This window comes from Methylobacterium sp. Ger2507 (genome assembly GCF_055231875.1).
On record NZ_JBUYVC010000001.1, the window covers coordinates 872,013 to 893,775 of the forward strand.

A 21,763-nucleotide genomic window follows, 5' to 3' on the forward strand; every position below is an offset into this window, starting at 1 on the left:
GCGTCACAGGCCGCGGGCCCGGGCGGCGGCGTCGATGAAGCCGCGCGCGGCGGCGAACATCACCGGTTCGTCGAGCAGGAAGGCGTCGTGGCCCTTGTCGCTCTCCACCTCGACGAAGGCGACGGGGGCCGAGGCGGCGTTCAGCGCGTGCACGATGGCGCGGGATTCCGAGGTCGGGAACAGCCAGTCGGAGGTGAAGGACATCACGCAGAACCGCGTCTTCGTCCCCTTGAAGGCGTTGGCGAGCACGCCGCCCGTGTCGGCGGCGAGGTCGAAGTAATCCATCGCCCGGGTGAGGTAGAGATAGGCGTTGGCGTCGAAGCGCTCGACGAAGCTGAGGCCCTGGTGGCGCAGGTAGCTCTCGATCTGGAAATCGGCGTTAAACGAGAAGGTCGGCGCCGAGCCGCCCTGGAAGCGCCGGCCGAACTTCCGGTGCAGGGCCGGCTCGGACAGGTAGGTGATGTGGGCGCCCATGCGGGCGACGCCGAGGCCCTTGGCGGGGCGGCTGCCGACTTCGAGGTAGCGCCCCTCCGCCCAGGCGGGATCGGCCATGATCGCCTGGCGCCCGACCTCGTGGAAGGCGATGTTCTGCGCCGAATGGCGCGGACCCGTGGCGATCGGCATCGCGGCGAAGACCCGCTCGGGGTAGCTCGCCGCCCATTGCAGCACCTGCATCCCGCCCATGGAGCCGCCGATGCAGAGGAACAGGTCGCGGATGCCGAGCCGGTCGAGCAGCATCGCCTGGGCGCGGACCATGTCGCGGATGGTCACCAGGGGAAAGTCGAGCCCATAGGCCCGGCCGGTGTCCGGGTCGAGGGAGGCCGGGCCGGTGGAGCCCATGCAGGAGCCGACGACGTTCGAGCAGACGACGAAGTAGCGGTCGGTGTCGACGGGCTTGCCCGGCCCCACCAGGGTCTCCCACCAGCCGCGCTTGCCCGTCACCGGATGGGTGTGGGCGAAATGCTGGTCGCCGGTCAGCGCATGGCAGATCAGGACGGCGTTGGAGCGGTCGGCGTTCAGGGTGCCGGCGGTCCGGTAGGCGATCTGGAACGGCGCCAGCTGCACGCCGGCATCCATCGCCAGAGGCTCGTCCCGGCCGAACTGCGCCACGAGGCCCTGCGGTTCGCGGGCCTGCGACCCCTCCGCACCCGTGCCATCGGCGCGCGCCGGTTCGTCTTCCGGCGTGCCTGGCTTGATGGCGGTATCCAGCGACATGGGCATGAACGGGTTAGGGCATGAACGGGTTGGAGGAGGCGGCGCGGCGATCCCTGAGGGCAGGAGCGGCGAAGGCCGGTATGGCATTCGCGCAGGGACCATGCGACTCGTGGCTTTGAGGTAGTGTGCGGCCCCTCACGCGTCAACGAAAGGGCTCTGCTGCAACGCTCGGCTCTGGCCCTTCGGCCCGCGCGATCGTAGACCGGGCGGCGGTGACGGGGCGGCGAGACCCCGCCGCCGGTCGTTTCCTTCACCTCCGCACCCGCGCGAGCCCCGCATGCGCTTCACCACGAGACCCGCGCCGCCCCTCGACAACCTCGGCGACCTGCGTGCCGAGATCGACCGGATCGACGCCGAGATGCATGCCCTGCTGATCCAGCGCGGATCGATCATCGACCGGCTGATCACGGTCAAGCGCACCTCGGCCAGCGGCTCGGCCTTCCGGCCGGGACGCGAGGCCTCGATGATGCGGCGGGTGGCCGAGCGCCATCGCGGGCTGCTGCCGCTCGACACCGTGGAGGGCATCTGGCGGGTCATCATCGCCACCTTCACCTACGTGCAGGCGCCGTTCTCGGTGCATGCCGACATCTCCGGCGGGGACGCGCCGATGCGCGATTCCGCCCGCTTCCACTTCGGCTTCACGGTGCCCTATCGGCCGCACCCGACCTGCCTCGCGGTGATCGAGGCGGTGGCGGCCTCGCGCGGCGACCTCGGCATCTTCCGCCTCGATCCCGACGGCTCGGGGGCCCCCTCCGACGCGGCGCCCTGGTGGGAGGGCCTCGTCGGGGAAGGCCGCCCCAAGGTCATCGCCCGCCTGCCCTTCATCGAGCGCCCCACCCACCCGGCCGGCACCCCGGTCTTCGTGGTGTCGAACCCCCTCGACGACCCGGCCGCGGCCCAGCGCGACTGGGTCCTGCACGCCACCCGCGTCGCGGCCTGGGAGCCGGACGCCGCTCGAGCCCTGCAGGATCTCTACGGCGAGGTCGTCGCCCGCGCCCCGCGCGGCGACGGACACGGCCTGCTCCTGGCCGTCCCGGGCGGCGTCGGCGCCCGCCAGCTGCACGAGGCGCTCACCCGCGCCGGGGCCGCGCCGGAAGCCCTCGACGAGATCGGCAGCCACGCCGCGCGTTTCCGGGTCTGAGGCGTTTTTCGGGTCCGAGGCGTTTTTCGGATCCGAAGCGTTTTCCGACAGTCGCCGCCCCCCGCACCGACGGAGACCGTCACGGCCATGCCGATCCTCACCCTGGAGAACGCCCACGCCTGCGTGACGGAGGCGCTGGTCCGCTGCGGCACCGGTCCGGCGGCGGCGGAGAGCACCGCCCGCGCCCTGGTGGGGGCCGAGGCCGACGGTCTGGCGGGGCACGGCCTGTCGCGGGTGCCGGCCTATGCCGCGCAGGTCCGCGCCGGCAAGGTCGCGGGGCGGGCCGAGGTCGCGGTCGAGACCCCCCGGCCCGGCCTCCTCGCGGTGGATGCCGCGCACGGCTTTGCCTATCCGGCCCTCGATGCCGCCATCGCCCATCTGCCCGCGATGGCACGCGCCCAGGGTATCGCCGCCGCCGGCATCCGGCGCTCGCACCATTGCGGCGCGGCCGGCCGCCCGGTGGAGGCCCTGGCCGAACAGGGCCTCGTCGCCCTCCTGTTCGCCAACACGCCCGCCGCGATGGCGCCGTGGGGCGGTGCGCGCGCCGTCTTCGGCACCAACCCGATCGCCTTCGCGGCCCCGGTGCCGGGCCGGGCCCCGATCGTCATCGACCTGTCCCTCTCGAAGGTGGCGCGGGGCGCCATCGTGACCGCCCGCCGGCGCGGCGAGACGCTTCCCGAGGGCTGGGCCCTCGACGCCGAGGGCCGGCCCACCACCGATCCCGACGAGGCCCTGGCCGGCACCATGGTGCCCCTGGGCGAGGCCAAGGGCACCGCCCTGGCGCTGATGGTCGAGATCCTGGCGGCCGGGCTGGTGGGGGCGCGCTTTGCCGGCGAAGCCTCCTCGTTCCTCGACGCGGCCGGCGACCCGCCCGGCACGGGCCAGCTCCTCATCGCCCTCGATGCCGGCGCCTTCTCGGCTGAGGCGGGATCGCGGTTCGCCCTGCTGGCCGAATCGATCGAGGCGCAGGACGGCGCCCGCCTGCCCGGAAGCCGGCGTCTCGCCCTACGGGCGCGGGCGCGAACGGAGGGGCTCACCGTGTCCGAGGCGCTGCTCGCCGAGATCGCGGCCGCCTGAGGCGGCTCCGGCGCGCGTGAAACCCGGGATCGCCCTCCCGCCGGGATTCGACCGGGCAAGGATTTGGCGGGGCAAGGATTTGGCGGGGCCGGGATGGAACGCCCGATGCTCGCAAAGCCGGGCAAGCTTTGTTAGACGGACGCCAGCCCAGCCCCGGCGGCCTTCAGGTCTTCTGCTCCGATGTCCTCTGACACGATGTCTTCCGACACACTGTCTTCCACCTCACCGTCATCCGCCGCGCCATCGCGTCCGGTGCCGCGTCCGGGCGTGCTCGCCATCGAGGCCTACGTGCCGGGCAAGAGTGGCGCGCCGGGCCTCGGCACGGTGCACAAGCTCTCCTCCAACGAGACGCCGCTGGGTCCGAGCCCGAAGGCGGTGGCGGCGATGCGGGCGGAAGCGGCCAAGCTCGAACTCTATCCGGAGGGCACGTCGCGGGTGCTGCGCGAGGCGATCGCCGCCCGCTACGGCCTCGATCCGGCCCGCATCGTCTGCGGCGCGGGCTCGGACGAACTCCTGTCGTTCCTGGCCTACGCCTATCTCGGCGCCGGCGACGAGGGCGTGTTCACCGAGCACGGCTTCCTGGTCTACCGGATCGCCATCCTGGCCGCCGGCGGCACGCCCGTGGTGGTGAAGGAGCGCGACCTGCGGGCCGATGTCGACGCCCTGCTGGCGGCCGTGACGCCGCGCACCCGGATCGTCTACCTCGCCAACCCCAACAACCCGACCGGCACCTACCTGCCCTTCGACGCGGTCCGGCGCCTGCATGCGGGCCTGCCGCCGAACGTCCTCCTGGTCCTCGACGGGGCCTATGCCGAGTACGTGCGGGCGAACGATTACAGTGCCGGCCTCGACCTCGTGCTCGAGGCCAACAACGTCGTGATGACCCGGACCTTCTCGAAGATCCACGGCCTGGCGGCGCTCCGCATCGGCTGGATGGTGGGTCCCGCCGAGGTGGTCGACGCGGTCAACCGCATCCGGGGGCCGTTCAACCTGTCGGGCGCCGGCATCGCCGCGGGGGCGGCCGCCATCGCCGACGACGTGCACGTGGCGGCGGCTGTCGCCCACAACGACACCTGGCTCGCCCGGATGACGGAGGCGGTGCAGGGGCTCGGCCTCACGGTGACGCCGAGCGTGGCGAACTTCATCCTGATCCATTTCCCCGGCGAGCCGGGGCGCAGCGCGGAGGCGGCCGATGCCTTCCTGTCCGCCCGGGGCGTCATCACCCGCCGGGTCTCGTCCTACGGGCTGCCGCACGCCCTGCGGGTCACCATCGGGGGCGAGGCCGGCAACGCCGCCTTCCTCGACGCCCTGACGGCCTTCGTGCGGGGCGAGACCAGTGCCTGACATCACGACGCCTGAGATCGACACACCCGACGTCCATACGCCCGGCATCGACACCCTGGCCATCGTCGGACTCGGGCTGATCGGCTCCTCGATCGCCCGCGGCGCCCGGCATTACGGCTTGGCCCGGCGCATCGTCGCCATCGACCGCGATCCCGGCGTGCTGGAGCGGGTGCGGGCACTCGCCCTCGCCGACGCGGTCACGGACGACCTCGCGACCGGCGTGGCCGAGGCCGACCTCGTCATCCTGTGCGTGCCGGTGGGCGCCGTCGGCGCGGTCGCGGAGATCATGGGACCCCACCTGAAGCCCGGCGCCATCGTGTCGGATGTGGGCTCGGTCAAGGCCTCGGTGGTCGCGGCCGTGGCGCCGCACCTGCCGGAGGGCGTCCATTTCGTGCCGGCGCATCCCGTCGCCGGCACCGAGTATTCCGGTCCGGATGCGGGGTTCTCGACCCTGTTCTCCGGGCGCTGGTGCATCCTCACCCCGGCCGAGGACACCGATCCGGCGGCGACCGCCCGGGTCCAGCGCTTCTGGGAGGGCCTGCGCGCCATCGTCGAGACGATGACGCCGGAGCATCACGACCTCGTCCTGGCGATCACCAGCCACGTGCCGCACCTCATCGCCTACAACATCGTCGGCACCGCCGCCGACCTGGAGGCGGTGACCCAGTCCGAGGTGATCAAATTCTCGGCCGGCGGCTTCCGCGATTTCACCCGCATCGCCGCCTCCGACCCGACCATGTGGCGGGACGTGTTCCTGACCAACAAGGACGCGGTGCTGGAAATGCTGGGGCGCTTCAACGAGGATCTGGCAGCGCTGGCCCGTGCGATCCGCTGGGGCGATGGCGAGGCCCTGCACGACCTGTTCACCCGCACCCGCGCCATCCGCCGCGGCATCGTCGCCATGGGCCAGGAGACGGCGGAGGCCGATTTCGGCCGCGGTCGGCCGAACGACCCGGCGGCCTGAAGCGCCGCCGGCCCGGAATCCGGCCTCTCAGTAAAGAGGCGTCAGCTGCACGCCGGGGATCGGGAACGGGCCGAGCGTCACCCGCCCGTCACCGAGCCGCAGGGGCGGCAGGGGCTTGAGGGCATCGTCGGCCGAAGCCGCCACACCCGCCTCGGCGCTGGGTGGCGTGCGCCGGCCCATGAGCTGGCCCACGAGGCTGCCGATGAGCGCGCCCTTTTCCGCGCCGAAGCGTTGTCCCATGACCTGACCGACCAGGGCCTCGACGCCGGCCGCGCGCAGGTCGAGCTGGCCCTGCGGCCGGTGCTGCGCGTCGAGGTCGAGCCGTCCCTTGGCCTGGAGCCGGCGGTCGCCCTTGGCCAGCGACAGCAGAGCGAGGTCCAGGCTGCCGCCGGCCGCACGCCAATCCTCGAGTTCCCGGGCCACGGTGCCGGTACCGAGGGCGGTGGCGCGGTTGACGGTGGCGTCGAGGGCGAGATCGGCCGGATCGACGTTGCCGAGCGCCGCGTCGGCCAGGGGCAGGCGGATGCGGTTCACCCGCAGGCTGGTGTCGACGGCCCCCTCGGAGGCGAAGCGGCCCGGCGTCGGGCGGGCGTGGAATTCCAAGTGCCCGGTGTCGAAGTCGATCGGGTCCGCCCCGGCGCCGCGCACGGAGCCCTTGGCGTCGTTCGCCACCAGGGACGCCCGCACGAAGCCATCCGAGGCGCCGTGGAAGCTGCCCTCCAGGGAGGTCCAGGTGGCATCCGCCGTCAGGTCGCCCTGTTCCACGTGGAACGGGCCGCCGACCTCGAGGATGCCCTGGCGCGGCTGGTAGACCTGCACCACGGCGGTGACCGGCCCCAGGGTGAAGCGGCTGTCGGACCGATCGAAGGCCAGGGAGGCGCAGCGCAGCTCGATCCGGAACGGATAGCCCGTGATGCTGCGATCGGCGCAGGTCCAGTTCCGTCCGTCGGCGGCTTCCCGGGCGAGCCACGCGTCCATCTCGGTCGTGGCCCGGTGGCGGATGTAGAACCAGCCGAGCGACCAGGCGGTCACCAGCACGGCGAGCAGGATGTAGGGGAGGAACAGCCCCTTGCGCGAGGGGGGGCGGGTCGGGGTCGGACTATGCGCCATCGCGTCTGGGTATCCTGCGCTCGCTTCACGGGATCGCGGCTCTCAGGAAGGCCGCCCGGATGCAAGGCTTGGCAGGGTTTCGGCGGCGAAAGCATGGCGGGGCCCTCATCCCGGCCCATCGGGTCTCGGCCGTCCCGCGTCGTGCGGGCCGGGCAGGCCACCCGTTTCCGGGCGACGGGCGACGCCGCGATCAGTTCGCGGCGTCGGCCCTCTGGTCGCTGCCGAGGTCGGCCACGATGGCCTCGCGCTCGGCCTCGTCCTCGGCAAGCCGATGGACATGCATCTCGGTGGCGCCCCTGTGGCGTGCCCGCGCGATCCAGTTGCGGTGCAGGCGCTCGCGCGGGCTCTGGCCGGCGGAGGCCACCGAGATCAGTTCGCCGACCCCGGCTGCGTCGCGGCGTACGGCCATCACCACGGCCTCGCCCATGTCGTCGAGTTCCGGCTCCGCCAGTTCGTGAATGCCGACCACGTAGCGCCGACCGGACCGACCGCGCCACGCGCTCAGCACCAGGGCAGGTGTCCCCCGCAGGCCGGCTGTCGTCCTCAGGCGTTCCTCGCGCACTTCCTGCCTCCGGGCTCGATCGTCCTTCAGGTCGCGAAGTGCGGCCGACCAGGACAGGGCTCTCTTGTTCGCCATTTGTTCCACATTAATCTTAACGTTTCGTTGGCGTCAAGCACGACGCCTCGACCTCCAATGAGATGGGGATGAGTGGAGTTATCCACAAGCCATGCACAGGCCGGAGACGTCCTCAGGCGACGGGCGAACCCGTCCGGTCCACCCGTGTCCGAAGGTCGGGCTCGGATCCCGGACCAGCACCCGGAACGGGATGGCCGCCGGCTGCGAGTTCGGCCCGTCCGGCGGCTTCCAGCGCGTCCGAGGCCGATTCGATTCGGTCCTGCACCAGTTCGAGGAAGCGGGGCCGATCCAGGCCGGGCGGGATCGGGGCCAGGAACTCGATCACCGACGTTCCGGGGCGCCGCACCAGCCGATGGCGGGGCCAGTGCAGGCCCGTGTTGAGGGCGACCGGCAGGCACGGCACCCCGAGGGCCGCATACAGGTGGGTGATGCCGAGCTTGTAGGCTGGGGGGGCTCCGGGCGCGCGGCGCGTGCCTTCCGGGAAGATGATGAGCTGGCGGCCCGCCCGGATCGCGGCGGCGGCGGCCTCGTTCATCGTCGCCATGGCGCGGGCGCCCTTGCTGCGGTCGATGGCGACCATGCCGGCACGGGACAGGTACCAGCCGATCAGCGGAATCCAGAGCAGCTCGCGCTTGAGGATGTAGGCAAAATCCGGGAAGGCGGTGACCAGCGCCAGGGTCTCCAGGGCCGATTGATGCTTGGCCGCCACCAGGAGGGGACCGGGCGGGATGTTCTCGACGCCGCGGAACTCCACCCGGACGCCGCCGAGCACGCGCAGCAGCCACAGGGTGACGCGGCCCCAGACCTGCGCCAGCCGGATCACCGCCCGACGGGAGACGAGGGTCGGCAGGCCGGCGATCGCGATGATCGTGGTGACGACGTAGAAGGCGAGGTTGAACGCGAGCGAACGAACGAGAAGCATCGGGAACCCGGATGAGACACCCCGGAACGGGGCGCGGCCCGACTCTCCTGTAGCGCGCAGTGCGGCCGCAGGCCAACCGAGGCTGGGTGGTCCCAGTCCGCCCCGGTGCTCAGTAGCCGTCGGCCAGGGTGCCGCGCTGGCGTGGATCGGCGGCGCCGGCGAGGAGGCCGTCGGCGGCCTGGATCGAATTGGCCGAGCCGGAGGTGGCCCCGACCTTGATCCGGTGTCCGCGCGCCCGCAGGAGCGCCAGGGTGTCGGGCGACAGGCCGTCCTCGGCCATCAGCACGTCCGGCTGCCACTGGTGGTGGATGCGCGGGGCGGCGACCGCCTCGGCGAGGTTCATGCGGAAGTCGAGGACGTTGACGATGACCTGCAGCACCGTCGAGATGATGCGGCTGCCGCCGGGACTGCCGGTTACCAGCACGAGGCGGCCGTCCCGGAACACGAAGGCGGGGGTCATGGAGGAGAGCGGCCGGGCGCCGGGCGCCACCGCGTTGGCGACGCTGCCGACGAGGCCGTAGGCGTTGCGGGCGCCGGGCTTGGCCGAAAAGTCGTCCATCTCGTTGTTCAGGAGCACGCCGGTGCCCTCGGCCACCAGGCCGATCCCGTAGGAGAAGTTCAGCGTGGTGGTGTTCGAAACCGCGTTGCCGGCTCCGTCCACCACCGAGAAATGGGTGGTCTGGTCGGATTCGAAGGGCAGGGGATCGCCGGCCTTCACCGCGTCGGCGGGCCGGGCGCGGGCCGGGTCGATGCCGGCCCGCAGGCCCGCCGCGTAGGGCTTGGCGATCAGCCCCTCCACCGGGACCTGGGTGCGGGCCGGATCGCCGAGCCAGGTGGCGCGGTCGGCATAGGCCGGCTTCATCGCCTCGGCCAGGACGTGGAGGGCGTCGGCGCTGCCCGCGCCCATGCGGGCGAGGTCGAAGCCCTCCAGCACGTTGAGGATTTCGATCAGGTGGATGCCGCCCGAGCTCGGCGGCGGCATCGACGCGATGGCGTAGCCCCGGTAGGTGCCGCGCACCGGCTCCCGGAGGACGGGGCGATAGGCGGCGAGGTCCTCGGCCGTCATCACGCCGCCGGCCGCCTGCACGGAGGCGGCGATGCGCGCGGCGATGGGGCCGGTGTGGAACGCGTCCGGGCCGGAAGCCGCGATGGCCGCGAGGGTGTCGGCGAGATCGGTCTGGACCAGACGGTCGCCGCGCTGAAGGGGTTTGTCGCCGGCAAAGAAGATTTTTCGCGAGGACGGCCAGCGGCCGAGCAGCCCGGCGGCGCGGGGCAGCGAATCGGCGAGACCCGACTCCACCGGAATGCCCTCGCGGGCGAGTTTCTCCGCCGGGGCGATCAGCGCCGCCAGAGTGAAGCGGCCCGAACCGTAGAGACGATGCGCCTCGGCCAGGCCCCGCACGGTGCCGGGCACGCCCACCGCCTTGCCGGTGCGGGTGGAGGCGGCGCGGTCGGGCTCGCCCCCGGCATCGAGAAACATGTCCGAGCGGGCTGCGGCCGGAGCGGTCTCGCGATAATCAAGGGCGATGGTCTCGTCGCCCTCCGCCCGGTGAATCATCATGAAGCCGCCGCCGCCGAGATTGCCGGCGCGCGGCAGGGTGACGGCGAGGGCGAAGCCCACCGCCACGGCGGCGTCGACGGCATTGCCGCCGGCCTTCAGGATCTCGACGCCGACGCGGGTGGCCCGCGCCTCCTGCGACGCGACCATGCCGTGGGCGCCCAGCACCGGCAGCAGGCGGGCGTCGTCGGACTGGATCGGCGGCGGCTCGGGTGCGGCCTGCGCGGCGCCGGACTCCCCAACGGTCCCCTGCGCCAAACCCTGTTGCACCGCGCCAGGCCCCGAAGCGGCGAGGACCAGGGCGAGGCCGAGGCGCGAAGGGGTGAGCCGCATGTCAGGCACGTCCGTTGTCGCGGTCGGAAGGGGCGCCGGAAAGGACGCCGGAATGCCGGCCGGCGATCAGCCAGTACACGAGGCCGGAGGCGGCGCCGGTGAGGAACAGCACGGCGGTGATGCGGCCCTCCAGGGCCAGCGCCTCGGAGCCCGTCCCCGGCCGCGACAGGCCGCGGGCCAGCCAGGGCAGGCAGGCGGTGAGGAGGCCGGTGCCGGCGCCGTACCAGGTGGCGGCGCGCCAGTGGAGGACGGTGCCGAGGATCGCCACCAGCACGGGCGGCACCACGAGGAGCACGAGCAGCGCGCGGGCGATGGCGGCCAACGCGAACAGCAGGGTCTCGGGGCCGATGCCCGAGGCGAGGTCGGTCAGGCCCGCGAAGAGGCCGACGAGGCCGAGGCGCGACAGGGCCGCGCTGGTCTCCGGGTCGAGCATCGCTCCGAGGGCCAGGATGGCGGCCCCGCACGGGATCGCCAGCACCAGCGCCAAAGCGGCGACGAAGAGCTGCCCGAGGAGACGCACCCGTCAGTCGTCGTCGCCGTCGTCGGCTCCCGCATAGACGCCCTCGGCGCCGATGCCATCCTCCAGCATCATGCGGGCGCGGGCCCGCAGCTTCTCGGTCTCGCTCTTGAGCTGCCCGCAGGCGGCGAGGATGTCCCGGCCGCGCGGCGTGCGGACCGGCGACGCGTAGCCGGCTTCATAGACGATCTCGGAGAAGCGCTCGATGCGATCCCAGTCCGAGCATTCGTAGATGCTGCCCGGCCAGGGATTGAACGGGATCAGGTTGATCTTGGCCGGGATGCCCTTGAGCAGCCGCACCAGCTCGCGCGCATCCGCGTCGGTGTCGTTGATGCCCTTCAGCATCACGTATTCGAAGGTGATGCGGCGGGCGTTGTTCAGGCCCGGATACGACCGGCAGGCGGCCAGCAGCTCGGCCAGGGGATATTTCCGGTTCAGCGGCACCAGGGTGTCGCGCAGGTCGTCGCGCACCGCGTGGAGCGAGATCGCCAGCATGGCATGGGCCTCGTCGCCGAGGCGCTGCATCTGCGGCACGACGCCGGAGGTCGAAACGGTGATGCGCCGGCGCGAGAGCCCGAGGCCCTCCTGGTCGGCCATGACGCCGACGGCATCGACGACGTTGTCGAGATTGTACAGGGGCTCGCCCATGCCCATGAAGACGATGTTGGTGACCTTGCGCCGGGTCTCGTCCTCGCCGGGGGCGGTGGGGTTCTGCCCGGCCCAGTCGTTGAGATGGTCGCGGGCCACGACGAGCTGCGCCGTGATCTCGGCCGCCGTCAGGTTGCGCACGAGGCGCTGGGTGCCGGTGTGGCAGAACGAGCAGGTGAGCGTGCAGCCGACCTGGCTCGAGACGCAGAGGGTGCCGCGCCCGCGCCCCGGGATGTAGACGCACTCGATCTCGGCGCCGCGATTGTGGTCGTGCTTGCCGGTGGGCGCCATCCGCATCAGCCACTTGCGGGTGCCGTCGCGCGACACCTGCTCGGTGATCACCTCCGGCCGGTCGAGGGTGTAGGCCTCGGCGAGCTGAGCCTTCAGGCCCCTGCCGACATTGGTCATGTCGTCGAAGGCCTTGGCGCCGCGCACGTTGAGCCAGTGCCAGATCTGGCCCGAGCGCATGCGCTGCTCGCGTTCGGAGACGCCGATGGCCCCGAGCCGGGCCTTCAGCTGCTCGCGGGTGAGCCCCACGATGGAAGCCCGCCCGAGCGGGGCCGCCTGCGGCTCGAACTCGGGCAGCTTCTCGATTGCGGAAACGGCGCTCGCGTCGCGCCGGGCGGTGTCGAACGACGCCGTCGCCATGATGGACTGAACCTTCGGACTTGGAATGGGTCCGATATAGGCGATTCAGGGCCGAAACGCGAATGCGGGTGAGGTCTGTGCCGGGATCATAACCGGCGACCCCGCCTCCGTGCCCCATCAACCGACGTCTATGAACCGGCAAACAATCTATTGCGCCGGCTTGGTTTCCGGTGCCGCTGCCGGAGGCGCTTCGGCCGAGGCCGGCAGCAGAACGTTCTTGGTGATGGTGCCCTCGGGGCCGTACTCGCCGGCCACGGCGAGGCAGGCTTTCTCGCGGTTGAGCTGCATCTGGTTCGACATCAATGCGAAGATGGTCTGGACCCGTCCGCCGAAGGGTCCGCGCGGACCGACATCGGCCGCGCGTACGTTCTGCTTCTCCAGCAGCGCATCGAACTCCTCGGTGCCGATGCGATAGCCGCAGACGTTGGACGCGGCGAAGATGTAGGCGGCGAATTCCAGCGCCCGCGGCGACGGCGCGTTGCGGATCTGGGCCTGGGCGGAGGCCGGCAGCAGGAGGCACGCGGCGAGGCCGGCGGCCGACAGGGAACGGACGAACATGGGCGGGTTTCCTCGATCGCGGATTCTTAAGCTCCGCTTAGAGGCGTGAGATAGATCGCGCCGGCCCGTCGTCAAACCGCACGGCGGTTCAGGGGAGCCGCCAGTCGATCGGCGCGAGGCTGTGCGCCTCGAGCCAGGCATTGGCGGCGTCGAAGGGCCGGGACCCCGGAAAATCCCGCGCCCGGTTGAGCGGGGAGGGATGGCCCGACGCGATGACGCCGTGGCGCTCCCCGTCGATCAGCGCGGCCCGGGCGCGGGCCTGTGCGCCCCAGAGCAGGAACACGGCGGGCTGCGGGCGGGCGGAGATCGCCGCCACCGCCTGATCGGTGAGGGCGGACCAGCCGTAGCGCAGGTGGGCGCCGGCCTTGCCGGCCTCCACCGTCAGCGCGGCGTTGAGGAGGAGCACGCCTTGCCGGGCCCAGGGCGTCAGGTCTCCGCTCCGGGACCGGCTCGACTCCGTGGACGGTCCGGTGCCCGGCGGCAATTCGGCCAGGATCACCTTGAGCGAGGCGGGCAGCCGGCGGGGACCCACATACGAGAAGGCGAGGCCGTTGGCGTCGCCGGGGGTCGGATAGGGGTCCTGGCCCAGGATGACCGCCTTGACCCGATCCAGGGGCGTCAGCGCGAGGGCGTTGAAGATGGCGTCCGGGGCCGGCAGCACGGTGGCGCCCGCCTTGATGCGGGCATCGACCCGGGCGGCGACCGCCTCGGCGGAGCCGTCCGCGAAGAACGGCAGGGCGAGCCAGGGCGAACCGGAGCTTCGGAACCGGGCGAGGGCGTCGGCGACGGGGGTGTCGGGCATCAGCTGACCAGGATGCGCCCTTCGGTCGGGGCGGGGAGCGGGGCGTTGGCCCGGATATAGGCCATGACCTCATTGGCCACGAGCTTGCCGTCGGTCCGCCCGATCAGGGTGCGGCCGCGCGCCAGTTCGCCGTAGCCGTTGCCGCCATCGTACAGGAAGTTGTTCGACGCGACCGTGTAGGTCGCCTCGGGCGCCAGGGTCCGTCCGTCCACGGTCAGGTCGACGATCCGCCTCCCCGCCGGCGCGGCGGGATCGAGGGTGACCACGAGGCCGGAGACCTGCGGGAAACGGCCCGCGGGCCGGCCCCAGTCGGACAGCGCGCCTTCGAGGAGGCGATGGATCTGGGCACCGCTGAGGTCCACGAGCACGACGGTGTTGCCGAAGGGCAGTTCGGTGAGGATGTCGCGGCGGGTCAGCGTCGCCCCCGCCGGATAGACCCGGTTGCCCCGGATGCCGCCGCCATTGGTGATGGCGATCGCGGCACCGGTGGAGGCCCGCATCGCATCGGCCACGAGGCTGCCGAAGCTCGCCTCATGCGCCCGCACCGTGGCGATGCGGCTGTCGAGGGGACCGCGGATCTCGCCCACCGGGACGTCGAGTTCCCGCGACAGGGTAGCTTCGAGGCGGCGCACCACGGCCTGGGTCTCGGGATCGGGGACCACCTGGGCCGAATCGTGGACCCGGAAGCTCGGGCGCCAGGCGACGCTGCGGGTCTTGCCGGTTCCGGTCACCGTCGCGGTGACGTCGATGGCCGTGACGTAATGGGCGTCGAAGCTCGATTCCACCATCACGGTCTGGCCGTCGTAGCGCAGCATCAGGTCGTGGTCGTGGCCCGAGAGCAGGATGTCCACCAGGCGCGCCGCCACGATGGCGTCGTCCGTGGGCCGGGCCGTGTGGCAGACCCCGACCACGAGGTCGACGCCCTCGGCGCGCAGGGCCTGGACCTCGCGGGACAGGGTTTCGATCTCGGGTCCGAAGCGCAGGTCGCCCGATTGCGATTTCTCCGGCGTGCTCGCAAGCGCGATGCCGACCACGCCGACCCGGATGCCGCCGAGGGTGACCACCATGCGGTCGCGCAGGCCGGGGAGCGGCCGGCCCGCCCCGTCGCGCAGGTTGGCGGCGAGCGTCGGGAAGGTCGCCTCGCCGATGCGCTGGGCGAAGACCGCCGGGCCGAAATCGAATTCGTGGTTGCCCGGCACGAACACGTCGGGCGGTGCGAGGTTGAGGAGTTCGACGATGTGGGCGCCGCGATCGAAGCCCGACATCAGTGAGGGCGAGAGAGTGTCGCCCGCATGGGCGTAGAGCATCGGCACCCCCCGCGCCCGCTCGGCCTTCACGATGGCGGCCAGCCGCGCGAAGCCGCCCCGGCCGTCGATGTCGGCCATCTGGTAGACGTCGTTGACGAGGAGCAGGGTGAAGGTCGGATCGGGCAGCGAGGCAGGAACAGGGGCAGCTACGGCCGGGCCGCTCAAGCCGGCGGCGAGGCCCATTCCGAGGCCGAAGGTCTGGCGGCGGTTGGGGCTCGGCATGGGGTCGTCCTGGCGGCATCGCGGGCGGCCCGGCGGGAGACCGCCGTCCGATCGGTTTTCTAGGCCGCCATCGATGATCCCGCTATGACGGTCGGGGCCGAGCCCGCGAGGATCGCGCCCGCCTGTCACGGCCGCGCGCTCGTTTCGGACAGGTGAATCTTCGGGGAAGGTGGATCGAGGCTCTGCCCGCGCGGCCTCAGCGCGACACGAAGGTGTCGCGAACGGCCTTGGCGTTGCGGCGGACCATGGGCCAGAGCCAGGCGCCGGAGGCGAGGAAGACGCCCGGCGGCATCGGCTTCAGTTCCACCGCGAGGCGCTCGGCGAGGCCGGGGCAGGCCAGCGCCACGGGGGGCGCATCGGTCTTGCGGTAGACCACCGCAGTGTTCTCGCGCGGGTAATCCGGATGGGGCACGAGGCCGGACCGGCGGGCGTTGAGGTCGAAGGTCTCGCGCACGAAGCCGTGGACATGGGCGAAGTGGAAGCGCTCATGCGCCGGCTTGCCGGTGGTGGCCATGTCGGGCACGGCGGCGAAGAGAACGCCGTCCGGCTTCAGCCAGCGGGCCAGACGCTCCATCACGTCGGCGGGGTCGCGCAGGTGCTCCAGCACGTGCCGCGTCGTGACGACGTCGAAATACCCCTCGGGGAAGCGCGCATCCTCGTCGGCGTCGTCCAGCACCTCGACGCCGTGATGGGCGCGGGCGTAGTTGGCGTAGTCGCGCCCCGGCTCGACACCGATCGCCTCGCAGCCCTTGGCGCGGGCCTCGGCCAGGAACTCACCCGATCCGGAACCGAAATCGAGCACGCGGGCGCCCGGCTTCAGCTTGGGCGCCAGGAGGCCGGCACGGAAGGCGGCCTCGCGGGCGGAGCGCTTGAGGTGGACGCGGGGCGGGCCGCCCGCGAAGGCGAGCTGGTAATCGGCGCGGTAGGCGTTGGCGTAGTAATCCGACAGCTCGGCCGGGGTGGGCATCGGGTCGGTGCGGATCAGGCCGCACTGGCGGCAGGCGATGGAACGCAGGATCTTCAGCCGCCGGTCGCTCTCGGCCACCACCACCGATTCCGCCGATCCGCAAAGATTGCAGGCGGTCGGTCCTCCCGTATAGGGATAGCCCGTGAAGGGCATGAAGTGGTTGAAGAAGTACCGGGGAGACGGCATGTCGCGCCTTCATCCATCGCGTGATCGCTGGAAGGCTCCGTGCTCTAGATCGATATGGGCACCGACACAACCTGTCCCCATCTGCGCCTCCCTCGAGCCCGGCTGCCCGGGCGTTACGGAAACCCGATGAACGAACGCGTCGCACCGCCGTCCCCGCAGGAGGGCCTGTCGCTCCCGACCACCGCCACGCACGCGCCCCTGCCGGCCGAGCATCCGCCGGTGCGCTGGGGCCGGGTCGGCGTGTTGCTGATGAACCTCGGGACGCCCGAGGGCACGAGCTACTGGCCGATGCGCCGCTACCTCAAGGAATTCCTGTCCGACCGCCGCGTCATCGAAGTGCCGCGCCTGATCTGGTGGCCGCTTCTCAACCTCATCATCCTGACCAAGCGGCCGGGGCCGAAGGGCCGCGACTATGCCAGCGTGTGGAACAACGAGCGCAACGAGGGCCCGCTGAAGACCATCACGCGGGGCCAGGCCGAGCGGCTGCAGGCGGCGATGGGTGATTCGGTGGTGGTCGACTGGGCCATGCGCTACGGCAAGCCGGAGGTGCGCCTGCGCATCCAGGCCCTGCTCGACCAGGGCTGCGATCGCATCCTGCTGGTGCCGCTCTACCCGCAATACGCGGCCGCGACCTCGGCCACCGCCTGCGACCAGGCCTTCAAGGCCCTGATGCAGATGCGCTGGCAGCCCACGGTCCGGGTCTCGGCCCCGTATCATGACGACCCGGTCTACATCGACGCGATGGCGACCTCGATCCGCGAGGGCCTGGCCAAGCTCGATTTCGAGCCCGAGGTGATCCTGACCTCGTTCCACGGGGTGCCGAAGAGCTACCTGCTCAAGGGCGATCCCTACCATTGCCAGTGCGTGAAGACCGGCCGCCTGATCCGCGAGGCCCTGGGCTTCTCGACCGACAAGATGCGCACCACCTTCCAGTCGCGTTTCGGCAACGAGGAATGGCTGCGGCCCTATACCGACGAGACCGTCCAGACCCTCGCCAAGAGCGGCGTCAAGCGTATGGCGATCGTGGCCCCCGGCTTCACCGCCGATTGCCTCGAGACGCTGGAGGAGCTCGACGGCGAGAACCGCCACTATTTCGAGGACAATGGCGGCGAGCAGTTCGCCTACATCCCCTGCCTCAACGACAGCGATCTCGGCATGACGGTGATCGAGACCGTGGTCCGGCGCGAATTGCAGGGCTGGCTCTAGATCGCGCGGCGCCGGGGCCATCGCCAAGCGCCGAGTCGGTTGCTACTAGAGCCCCCGATGAGGCGGCAGGCGACACGATGACCAGACCGGAGGCAGGCGGGGGAACCGCGGGCGAACAATCGCAGGATCACCTGCGCCTGCTCGCCCATTTCCAGGGCGCCGGCTACGGCGTCGTGACGCCGCCGGTGCTGCAGCCGGTGGAGCCGTTCCTGGAACTGTCGGGCGAGGACATCCGCCGACGCATCTTCGTGACCCAGGACGCCTCGGGCAGCGAACTCTGCCTGCGGCCGGAATTCACGATCCCCGTGTGCCGCCACCATCTCGCGCACGCGCCGAAACTCTTGGCACCCACAGGCGCCTCGTCGCCCGCACCCACGGCCCCGCGCAGCGCCGATTACAGCTATCTCGGGCCGGTCTTCCGGCTGGCCGGCGACGAGCCCGACGAGTTCCTCCAGGCCGGCATCGAATCGGTCGGGCGCACCGACACGCCGGCCGCCGATGCCGAGGTGATCGGCCTCGCCCTGGAAGGTCTCGCCTTGCTCGGACGCCCGGACGTCGCCGTCCGCCTCGGCGACATGGGCCTCATCGACGCGCTGCTCGACGCCCTCGCGGTGCCGCCGACCGCCAAGCGCCGCACCCTGCGGGCGCTCGCGGCCGGGCGCTCCCTCGATGCCGTCACCAACGGCCTGCGCACCGAGGACCCGCATGCCGGCCTCCTCGCGGCGATCCAGGGCCAGGACCCCAAGGGCGTGCGCGCCTTCGTGGAGGACGTGCTGTCGATCGCCGGGATCTCGCGGGTCGGCGGCCGCAGCGCCGGCGAGATCGCCGAGCGCTTCCTCGCCAAGGCGGCCGCGCAGGCCAGCGGCGGCTCCGGTCTCAACCCGGAGAACCGGGCCGTGGTCGAGCGCTATCGCGCCATCGAGGGCGACCCCGACACCGCCGCCGCCGCCATGCGCGACCTCGTCCGCGAGGCCGGCCTGGACCATCCCCCGTTGGAGGCGGCGCTGGAGCTGTTCGAGGAGCGCACCGGCTTCATGGCCGCGCGCGGCCTGCCCGTCGCGCGTTTCCGGTTCTCCGGGGGCTTCGCCCGCAACCTCGACTACTACACCGGCTTCATCTTCGAGGGCACGGCGCCCGGTGCGCCGAAGCTGCCGCTCGTCGGCGGCGGCCGCTACGACGGCCTGCTCCAGCATCTCGGAAGCCCCGTGCCGGTCCCCGCCGTCGGCTGCGCCGTCTGGCTCTCGCGGGTCGCCGCGGACGCCGCAACCGTGAAGGAGGCAGCCCGTGGCTGAACCGGATTCTCTCGTCCTCGCGGTTCCCTCCAAGGGCCGGCTGCAGGAGAACGCCGCCGCCTTCTTCGCCCGCGCAGGCCTCAAGCTGGCGCAGAACACCGGCGCCCGCGACTATCGCGGAAAGCTCGTCGGGGTGCCCGGCGTCGAGGTGCGCTACCTCTCGGCCTCCGAAATCGCGGCGCAGCTCGCCAGCGGCGCCGCGCATCTCGGCATCACCGGCGAGGACCTGATCCGCGAGTCGCTGCCCGACGCGCGCGGCCAGGTCGAGCTGCTGACGCCGCTCGGCTTCGGACAGGCCACGGTGGTCGTCGCCGTGCCGCAGGCCTGGATCGATGTCCGCGCCATGAGCGACCTCGACGAGGTCGCCGCCGAGATGCGGGTCCGCCACGGCAAGCGCCTGCGCATCGCCACCAAGTACATCAACCTCACGCGCCGGTTCTTCGCCGAGCACGGGGTCGCGGATTACCGCATCGTCGAGAGCCTGGGCGCTACCGAGGGCGCGCCGGCGGCGGGTTCGGCCGAGATCATCGTCGACATCACCACCACGGGTGCGACGCTGGCCGCCAACGCCCTCAAGATCCTGGAGGACGGGATCATCCTGCGCTCGGAGGCGAACCTCGTCGCCTCCCTCAACGCCCCCTGGGGCGAGCCCCAGCGCCGGGCCCTGCGGGCGGTGCTCGGCCGCATCCAGGCGGAGGAACGGGCCCGCACCACCCGCGAGGTCCGGGCCGCCATGCCGGACGACGGCGACATCGATCTCGCCGGCATCGCCGCTCTGCACGATGCCGAACTGCCCTACGGCGCCCCCGAGGGGCGTGGCGAGATGGTGCTGCACTGCCCCGTCGACGCGGTGTTCGAGCTCGCCGACGCCCTGGTCAAGGCCGGGGCCGGAGCCGTGAACGTGCGCAAGATCGACTACGCGTTCACCCCCGACAACCCGCTGATGGATCGTTTGCTGAGCCGGCTCGGATAGGAATTTCGCCGGCTTTCTTTTCACGCTCGGCGGGTTTGCTCGCCCGCTCGTGCTCGCTACAGCGGCCCCTGCTTGGCGAATTCCGAAAACACCGCCCGCAGGGTCTTGAGCCGGCCTTCATAGGCCTGCTTCAGGCAGGCGAAGTCGCCGCCGCAGGTGCGGCGCTCGGTGAGCCAGGTTTCCTGATCCTCGCGCAGCTTGGCATTACCGCCCATCGGCAGCATGGCCCGCAGGATCTCGAAACGGGTGGCCATCTCCACGTCGAGGTCGTTGAGGGACAGGTGAGCGCAGATCGCCTTCTCGTCGGCGGCCTCGGCCTTGTCGCAGGGAAAGCTGGCGGCCAAGGCCGGGGCCGCTGCCAGCGTGAGGGGCAGGGCGCCGAAGCGCAGGGCCTTGAGGAGAGGGCGGACGGTCGCAAACATGGTGGCCTCGCGCGGTCGGTGAATCGAGGAATCGTCAGAAACCCAGCAGCCCCCGGGCGCGCAGCCGCGCCAGGAGCGGCAGCAGCGGCAGGCCGAGGATCGTCGAATGGTCGCCGGCGATCGCGGAGAACAGGTGGATGCCGAGGCCTTCGAGCTGATAGCCGCCGACGCTCGACCGGATTGTGTCCGGCCCGGCGCAGTCGACATAGGCGGCGATCTGCGCCGCCGTGAGGGGCCGCATGGTCAGGCGCGCCGTCTCCACGAAGGTTTCGACCACCCCGCCGTCGATGGCCAGCGCCACCGCCGAATGCAGCGCGTGGGTGCACCCGGCGAGGCGGCCGATCTGCTCGCGCGCGGCGGCCGGGTCCGCCGGCTTGTGAAACAAGGTGCCGTCGCAGGCGAGGACCTGGTCCGCCCCGACGACGACGCGCGATGGCCGGCGCGCAGCGACCGCGCCCGCCTTGGCCTCGGCGAGGCGCCGGGCCAGGTCGTCCGGGGCGAGCCCGGCCGCTTCCGCCTCCACCGCGCGCTCATCGACGCCGGGGTTTTCCGTCTCGACCCCCAGTCCCGCGCCGTCGAGGAGGCCGCGCCGCGTCGGGCTGGTGGAGGCGAGGAGGAGGGGCAGGGCTCCGCGCCACAGGGAACTCGTCATGCGGGGCAGCCCCTCAGGAGGCGATGAACTTGAGGCGGTGCTCGCGGTGCAGGTCGAGGATGGCCGCGGCCGTCTCCTCGATGGAGCGCCGGGTCACGTCGATGGTCGGCCAGCGGTGCTTGGCGCAGAGGCGGCGGCAGGCGGCGATCTCGTCGGCCACCGCGCTGCGGTCGACATAGAGCGAGGAATCGTCGGCCTTCAGGCTGAGGAGCCGGTTCTGACGGATCTGGACGATGCGTTCCGGGCTGGCGAGCAGCCCGACCAGGAGGGGTTTTCGCGCCGTCTCCAGGGTTTCGGGCAGGGGCATGCCGGGCACCAGGGGGAAGTTCGCGGTCTTCAGCCCGCGATTGGCGAGGTAGATCGCGGTCGGCGTCTTCGAGGTGCGGCTGACCCCGACGAGGATGACGTCGGCCTCGTTGACGTCGAGCGGCAGGTTGCCGTCGTCATGGGCCAGGGTGAAGTTCATCGCGTCGATGCGCTTGAAGTACTCGGCGTTGAGCATGTGCTGCGCGCCGGGCCGGGCCGTCGAATCCGCCCCCAGATAGGATTGCAGCAGCGCATGCACCGGCTGCAGCACCGAGAGGCAGGGTGAGCCGGTCTCGCGGCAGGCCGCCTCCAGCCGCTCGGTCAGGTCGTGGCCGACGAGGGTGTAGAGCACGAGGCCGGGAGCGGCCTCGATCTCGGAGATCACCCGCTCGAGCTGCGGGGCGGAGCGCACCAGCGGATAGACGTGCTCGATGGCCGAGACGCCCTCGTACTGGGCGGCGGCCGCGCGGCCCACGTTGATGAGCGTCTCGCCGGTGGAATCCGACACGAGATGCAGGTGGAAATAACTACGGCTCATCGAAGGGCTGTCTCCTCCGGCCTGAGGTCCAGGATGCATGACGATCACCCGTCATGGTCTTGTCCACCGGGCTCGGTCAGGGGAGTCGATAAGGGTGGATAAGCTGGCTTGCCCGAAGGGTCCAGCGGGGGCCCGGGTCGTGTTATCGACTCCGGCGTCAACACCCGATCACACCGGCGCGATTCCCGCGCGGTTTTGGGAGAATCCGGGACCGAAGC

The 21,763-nt window shown here is 71.6% G+C and carries 21 protein-coding genes; 7 read left to right on the forward strand and 14 right to left on the reverse strand.

Going from position 1 to position 21,763, the window contains the following annotated elements; all coding sequences use genetic code 11:
* Positions 1 to 3: 3 nt before the first annotated feature.
* Positions 4 to 1,215, reverse strand: a complete 1,212-nt coding sequence (gene metX, locus ACV7NL_RS04095) for a homoserine O-acetyltransferase MetX (protein ID WP_463355000.1) — start codon at positions 1,213 to 1,215, stop codon at positions 4 to 6.
* 277 nt (positions 1,216 to 1,492) lie between these two features.
* On the opposite strand from metX, the gene ACV7NL_RS04100 reads away from it, so the two are divergent.
* From ACV7NL_RS04100 to ACV7NL_RS04115, 4 genes are all read left to right on the forward strand, one after another.
* A complete protein-coding gene (locus ACV7NL_RS04100) occupies positions 1,493 to 2,356 on the forward strand; it encodes a chorismate mutase (RefSeq protein ID WP_056485571.1) in 864 nt (287 codons plus the stop codon).
* Between the two features lie 87 nt (positions 2,357 to 2,443).
* Positions 2,444 to 3,433, forward strand: a complete 990-nt coding sequence (locus ACV7NL_RS04105) for an Ldh family oxidoreductase (protein WP_056485574.1) — start codon at positions 2,444 to 2,446, stop codon at positions 3,431 to 3,433.
* A 195-nt stretch (positions 3,434 to 3,628) separates the two neighbouring features.
* Positions 3,629 to 4,777 carry a pyridoxal phosphate-dependent aminotransferase gene (locus ACV7NL_RS04110; protein WP_463355001.1) on the forward strand — a complete coding sequence of 383 codons (1,149 nt, stop codon included), beginning with the start codon at positions 3,629 to 3,631 and terminating at the stop codon, positions 4,775 to 4,777.
* A complete protein-coding gene (locus tag ACV7NL_RS04115; RefSeq protein WP_463355002.1) occupies positions 4,770 to 5,741 on the forward strand; it encodes a prephenate/arogenate dehydrogenase family protein in 972 nt (323 codons plus the stop codon). The genes ACV7NL_RS04110 and ACV7NL_RS04115 overlap by 8 nt, the downstream gene beginning before the upstream one ends.
* A 27-nt stretch (positions 5,742 to 5,768) precedes the next feature.
* Here the strand turns inward: ACV7NL_RS04115 and ACV7NL_RS04120 are convergent, their stop codons facing one another.
* From ACV7NL_RS04120 to ACV7NL_RS04165, 10 genes are all read right to left on the reverse strand, one after another.
* Entirely contained in the window at positions 5,769 to 6,851 is a 1,083-nt protein-coding gene (locus tag ACV7NL_RS04120; protein ID WP_463355003.1) for a DUF2125 domain-containing protein, read from the reverse strand.
* A gap of 190 nt (positions 6,852 to 7,041) precedes the next feature.
* The gene (locus ACV7NL_RS04125; protein ID WP_463355004.1) at positions 7,042 to 7,488 is read right to left on the reverse strand and encodes a hypothetical protein; all 447 of its coding nucleotides are present in this window, start codon (positions 7,486 to 7,488) and stop codon (positions 7,042 to 7,044) included.
* Positions 7,489 to 7,600: 112 nt separating this feature from the next.
* Complete coding sequence (locus ACV7NL_RS04130; protein ID WP_056187490.1) at positions 7,601 to 8,410, reverse strand: lysophospholipid acyltransferase family protein; 810 nt, start codon at positions 8,408 to 8,410, stop codon at positions 7,601 to 7,603.
* 109 nt (positions 8,411 to 8,519) lie between these two features.
* Positions 8,520 to 10,301, reverse strand: coding sequence for a gamma-glutamyltransferase (gene ggt, locus ACV7NL_RS04135; protein WP_463355005.1), 1,782 nt, complete (start codon positions 10,299 to 10,301; stop codon positions 8,520 to 8,522).
* A gap of 1 nt (position 10,302) precedes the next feature.
* The gene (locus tag ACV7NL_RS04140) at positions 10,303 to 10,821 is read right to left on the reverse strand and encodes a hypothetical protein (RefSeq protein WP_463355006.1); all 519 of its coding nucleotides are present in this window, start codon (positions 10,819 to 10,821) and stop codon (positions 10,303 to 10,305) included.
* 3 nt (positions 10,822 to 10,824) lie between these two features.
* On the reverse strand, positions 10,825 to 12,114 hold the full coding sequence (gene rlmN, locus ACV7NL_RS04145) for a dual-specificity RNA methyltransferase RlmN (protein WP_463355007.1): 1,290 nt from the start codon (positions 12,112 to 12,114) through the stop codon (positions 10,825 to 10,827).
* A 147-nt stretch (positions 12,115 to 12,261) separates the two neighbouring features.
* Positions 12,262 to 12,672: a hypothetical protein gene (locus ACV7NL_RS04150; protein ID WP_247635989.1), complete on the reverse strand. Its 411-nt coding sequence runs from the start codon at positions 12,670 to 12,672 to the stop codon at positions 12,262 to 12,264.
* Between the two features lie 88 nt (positions 12,673 to 12,760).
* Positions 12,761 to 13,474 (reverse strand): uracil-DNA glycosylase, encoded by a 714-nt coding sequence (locus ACV7NL_RS04155; protein WP_056187500.1) that lies wholly within the window; start codon positions 13,472 to 13,474, stop codon positions 12,761 to 12,763.
* Positions 13,474 to 15,003, reverse strand: coding sequence for a bifunctional metallophosphatase/5'-nucleotidase (locus tag ACV7NL_RS04160; RefSeq protein ID WP_463355008.1), 1,530 nt, complete (start codon positions 15,001 to 15,003; stop codon positions 13,474 to 13,476). The genes ACV7NL_RS04155 and ACV7NL_RS04160 overlap by 1 nt, the downstream gene beginning before the upstream one ends.
* Positions 15,004 to 15,199: 196 nt before the next feature.
* A complete protein-coding gene (locus ACV7NL_RS04165; RefSeq protein WP_056187506.1) occupies positions 15,200 to 16,156 on the reverse strand; it encodes a class I SAM-dependent methyltransferase in 957 nt (318 codons plus the stop codon).
* A 126-nt stretch (positions 16,157 to 16,282) separates the two neighbouring features.
* Here ACV7NL_RS04165 and hemH point away from each other — a divergent pair, with 126 nt between their 5' ends.
* From hemH to hisG, 3 genes are all read left to right on the forward strand, one after another.
* The gene (hemH, locus tag ACV7NL_RS04170) at positions 16,283 to 17,362 is read left to right on the forward strand and encodes a ferrochelatase (RefSeq protein ID WP_056187510.1); all 1,080 of its coding nucleotides are present in this window, start codon (positions 16,283 to 16,285) and stop codon (positions 17,360 to 17,362) included.
* Positions 17,363 to 17,439: 77 nt separating this feature from the next.
* Positions 17,440 to 18,654: an ATP phosphoribosyltransferase regulatory subunit gene (locus tag ACV7NL_RS04175; protein WP_463355009.1), complete on the forward strand. Its 1,215-nt coding sequence runs from the start codon at positions 17,440 to 17,442 to the stop codon at positions 18,652 to 18,654.
* Positions 18,647 to 19,627 carry an ATP phosphoribosyltransferase gene (gene hisG, locus ACV7NL_RS04180; RefSeq protein ID WP_056187525.1) on the forward strand — a complete coding sequence of 327 codons (981 nt, stop codon included), beginning with the start codon at positions 18,647 to 18,649 and terminating at the stop codon, positions 19,625 to 19,627. The genes ACV7NL_RS04175 and hisG overlap by 8 nt, the downstream gene beginning before the upstream one ends.
* A 56-nt stretch (positions 19,628 to 19,683) precedes the next feature.
* Here hisG and ACV7NL_RS04185 read toward each other — a convergent pair whose 3' ends face one another.
* Genes ACV7NL_RS04185 through ACV7NL_RS04195 form a run of 3 tightly spaced genes read right to left on the reverse strand, consistent with a single transcriptional unit; the run spans position 19,684 to position 21,545 of the window.
* Entirely contained in the window at positions 19,684 to 20,049 is a 366-nt protein-coding gene (locus ACV7NL_RS04185; protein WP_463355010.1) for a lysozyme inhibitor LprI family protein, read from the reverse strand.
* Between the two features lie 34 nt (positions 20,050 to 20,083).
* Positions 20,084 to 20,701: a Maf family protein gene (locus tag ACV7NL_RS04190; protein ID WP_463355011.1), complete on the reverse strand. Its 618-nt coding sequence runs from the start codon at positions 20,699 to 20,701 to the stop codon at positions 20,084 to 20,086.
* 13 nt (positions 20,702 to 20,714) lie between these two features.
* The gene (locus ACV7NL_RS04195; protein WP_056187538.1) at positions 20,715 to 21,545 is read right to left on the reverse strand and encodes a pyruvate, water dikinase regulatory protein; all 831 of its coding nucleotides are present in this window, start codon (positions 21,543 to 21,545) and stop codon (positions 20,715 to 20,717) included.
* Between the last annotated feature and the right edge of the window lie 218 nt (positions 21,546 to 21,763).

What these genes read in the sequence shown, in the direction of transcription:
- rlmN (WP_463355007.1), bottom strand. Translation starts at nt 12,114, where the DNA reads ATGGCGACGGCGTCGTTCGACACCGCCCGGCGCGACGCGAGCGCCGTT.
- ACV7NL_RS04105 (WP_056485574.1), top strand. Translation starts at nt 2,444, where the DNA reads ATGCCGATCCTCACCCTGGAGAACGCCCACGCCTGCGTGACGGAGGCG.
- ACV7NL_RS04155 (WP_056187500.1), bottom strand. Translation starts at nt 13,474, where the DNA reads ATGCCCGACACCCCCGTCGCCGACGCCCTCGCCCGGTTCCGAAGCTCC.
- ACV7NL_RS04190 (WP_463355011.1), bottom strand. Translation starts at nt 20,701, where the DNA reads ATGACGAGTTCCCTGTGGCGCGGAGCCCTGCCCCTCCTCCTCGCCTCC.
- ACV7NL_RS04130 (WP_056187490.1), bottom strand. Translation starts at nt 8,410, where the DNA reads ATGCTTCTCGTTCGTTCGCTCGCGTTCAACCTCGCCTTCTACGTCGTC.
- ACV7NL_RS04165 (WP_056187506.1), bottom strand. Translation starts at nt 16,156, where the DNA reads ATGCCGTCTCCCCGGTACTTCTTCAACCACTTCATGCCCTTCACGGGC.
- hemH (WP_056187510.1), top strand. Translation starts at nt 16,283, where the DNA reads ATGAACGAACGCGTCGCACCGCCGTCCCCGCAGGAGGGCCTGTCGCTC.
- ACV7NL_RS04125 (WP_463355004.1), bottom strand. Translation starts at nt 7,488, where the DNA reads ATGGCGAACAAGAGAGCCCTGTCCTGGTCGGCCGCACTTCGCGACCTG.
- ACV7NL_RS04120 (WP_463355003.1), bottom strand. Translation starts at nt 6,851, where the DNA reads ATGGCGCATAGTCCGACCCCGACCCGCCCCCCCTCGCGCAAGGGGCTG.
- ACV7NL_RS04195 (WP_056187538.1), bottom strand. Translation starts at nt 21,545, where the DNA reads ATGAGCCGTAGTTATTTCCACCTGCATCTCGTGTCGGATTCCACCGGC.
- metX (WP_463355000.1), bottom strand. Translation starts at nt 1,215, where the DNA reads ATGTCGCTGGATACCGCCATCAAGCCAGGCACGCCGGAAGACGAACCG.
- ACV7NL_RS04160 (WP_463355008.1), bottom strand. Translation starts at nt 15,003, where the DNA reads ATGCCGAGCCCCAACCGCCGCCAGACCTTCGGCCTCGGAATGGGCCTC.
- ACV7NL_RS04185 (WP_463355010.1), bottom strand. Translation starts at nt 20,049, where the DNA reads ATGTTTGCGACCGTCCGCCCTCTCCTCAAGGCCCTGCGCTTCGGCGCC.
- ACV7NL_RS04110 (WP_463355001.1), top strand. Translation starts at nt 3,629, where the DNA reads ATGTCTTCCGACACACTGTCTTCCACCTCACCGTCATCCGCCGCGCCA.
- ACV7NL_RS04150 (WP_247635989.1), bottom strand. Translation starts at nt 12,672, where the DNA reads ATGTTCGTCCGTTCCCTGTCGGCCGCCGGCCTCGCCGCGTGCCTCCTG.
- ggt (WP_463355005.1), bottom strand. Translation starts at nt 10,301, where the DNA reads ATGCGGCTCACCCCTTCGCGCCTCGGCCTCGCCCTGGTCCTCGCCGCT.
- ACV7NL_RS04100 (WP_056485571.1), top strand. Translation starts at nt 1,493, where the DNA reads ATGCGCTTCACCACGAGACCCGCGCCGCCCCTCGACAACCTCGGCGAC.
- ACV7NL_RS04175 (WP_463355009.1), top strand. Translation starts at nt 17,440, where the DNA reads ATGACCAGACCGGAGGCAGGCGGGGGAACCGCGGGCGAACAATCGCAG.